Source organism: Promicromonospora kroppenstedtii DSM 19349 (genome assembly GCF_000515355.1).
Taxonomy (GTDB): Bacteria; Actinomycetota; Actinomycetes; order Actinomycetales; family Cellulomonadaceae; genus Promicromonospora; species Promicromonospora kroppenstedtii.
Genome location: NZ_KI911578.1, coordinates 778 through 2,556, shown reverse-complemented (window position 1 = coordinate 2,556; position 1,779 = coordinate 778). Strand labels below are relative to the sequence as shown.

Sequence of the window (1,779 nt, the reverse complement as noted above, 5' to 3'; positions counted from 1 at the left end):
CGTCAGTGTGAGCGTGGCCGACGTGACCGTAGCGCCCGCGGGGACGGGGCTGCGGAGCCAGACGAACGCATTGGCGATGCCGTCGCGCACCTTCAGGGCAGGCTCGCGCGGGTGCGCCAGGTTGGGATACCCGGAGCTGGCCCAGGCATCGAACCCTGAGCGGACGGTCTGTGTGCTCAATGCGTCCTCCTAGTGGTCAGTTCATCCGGCGGGTGGTGCCGGCGAACTCGTTGGCGTCGTCGATGGCGTCCTCCGCGATCTCGCGGAAGTAGCCCGTGCCCTTCTCCCAGTTCGTGATGACGAGCTCGACACGGCGGCCGTCGGCCGTCCGGGTCTGCTGCCCCTGCCCGCGCTCGTAGCGCCGGGCCTCGGCGATCGAGGAGACGACGCCAGCCTTCAGCGCCTGGGACTCGGCCGGCGTGAGCACGGCCTCGGGCTTGCCGGTCAGGTTCAGACCGACGCCGCCGTTAGGCAGCCATCCGCCCTGGTCGAACAGGCCCGACCAGACGCCACCGTTCTTCATCGCCCAGTGGACGTGATCCCAGTGGTCGCCGCGGGTCGGCTCCCCGAACATGTAGTTCTGCCCGTTCCAGATCTGCCGCCCGTTGCCGGGGAGTAGATCAGCTCGCGCGAGTTCGGGAAGTGCTTGGCGATCCAGTTGAAGATCGCCATCGAGGGCGTGACGTCGATCGCGCGGCCCTGGCCGTGGTAGGACGGGGTCCCTACGGCCGTGATCGCGCCGGGGCGGAATGCCGAGTTCAGCGAAGCGCCCGGGAAGGCGTTCTTCACGACGTTCCACTGCGCCTGCCAGCCCAGAGCGGGCCCGGCCGGCTTGCCGCCTCCGGCGAGGTCGGACCCTCCGGCCATGCTGCCGACGAGGCTCTTCGCCTTGTCGATCAGTGCGCCGACCGCCTTCTTCGGGAGCTGCGATGCGATCTTGCCGAGCGAGCCGCCGCCGACCCGTCCGAGGACGGAGGCGAGCGGCTTCGACAGAAGGTCGCCGAGCGCCCCGGCGGGGTCACCGAGGAACTTGCCGACGGACGAGGCGACGTTCTTCACGCCCTGCCACGCATCGCCGGCCCAGCCCCAGACGCCGCCATCCTTGAACGCCTGACCCTTGCGGGCACGAGCGTTCAGGGCAGCAACGCCGGCGGACCGCCGACGGCCCGAGTGAACTCGGGTCGCATGATGGCCTCGCCGCCCGAGAGCGACAGCCGGCCGCCCGTGGGCGAGTAGAAGTCGTGGACGTCGCGACCCGGCGTGTAGCCGGGCAGGACGCACCGGTCGCGTAGCCCTTGATCGGGTCGACAGGCGGGAGCGTCAGGTCGAGCCCGACAGCGTCGGCGATCTTGTCCCAGGTGGCCTTTATGCCCTTGGTGTAGACCGTCTCGATCACGAAGTTGATCGGAGCTGCCGTGGCGGCCTTGATGCCGTCCCACGCCTTGCCGATCACGGTCTTCGCCGCACGGAATGCGGCGCCGATCACGTCGAGCCCTCGCCGAAGCGGGGTGAACGCCTTGTCTCGAATCCATCCCCAGGCAGCGGAGGCCACCGTCTTGATGCCGTTCCACACGGGCCGGATGACCCGCTCGAACACGATCCGAAGGCCGAGGCCCATGATGCGGAAGCCGAGCGCGATGGGCGTGAAGACCCACCGGTCGAGCCAGTTCCACATAGCGGAGGCGCCACGCTTGATGGCGTCCCAGGTCGGCCGGATGACCGTCGCCCAGATGACGCGGAGGCCGAGGGCCATGATCGCGAAACCGCGACCGATCGGCT

General features: G+C 69.3%; 4 protein-coding genes. All 4 read right to left on the bottom strand.

Annotated features, from left to right (window positions below; genetic code table 11):
• Positions 1–180: hypothetical protein (locus PROKR_RS33515; RefSeq protein ID WP_169736294.1), on the bottom strand; the 180-nt coding region annotated here is incomplete at its 3' end.
• Between the two features lie 16 nt (positions 181–196).
• Complete coding sequence (locus PROKR_RS02195; RefSeq protein ID WP_036959285.1) at positions 197–523, bottom strand: hypothetical protein; 327 nt, start codon at positions 521–523, stop codon at positions 197–199.
• Complete coding sequence (locus PROKR_RS02190) at positions 520–1,059, bottom strand: hypothetical protein (RefSeq protein WP_036959284.1); 540 nt, start codon at positions 1,057–1,059, stop codon at positions 520–522. Before PROKR_RS02190 ends, PROKR_RS02195 begins: the two co-directional genes overlap by 4 nt.
• Positions 1,019–1,779 (bottom strand): hypothetical protein (locus PROKR_RS32230; protein ID WP_211239997.1); only part of this gene is annotated, 761 nt, incomplete at its 5' end. The genes PROKR_RS32230 and PROKR_RS02190, both read right to left, overlap by 41 nt.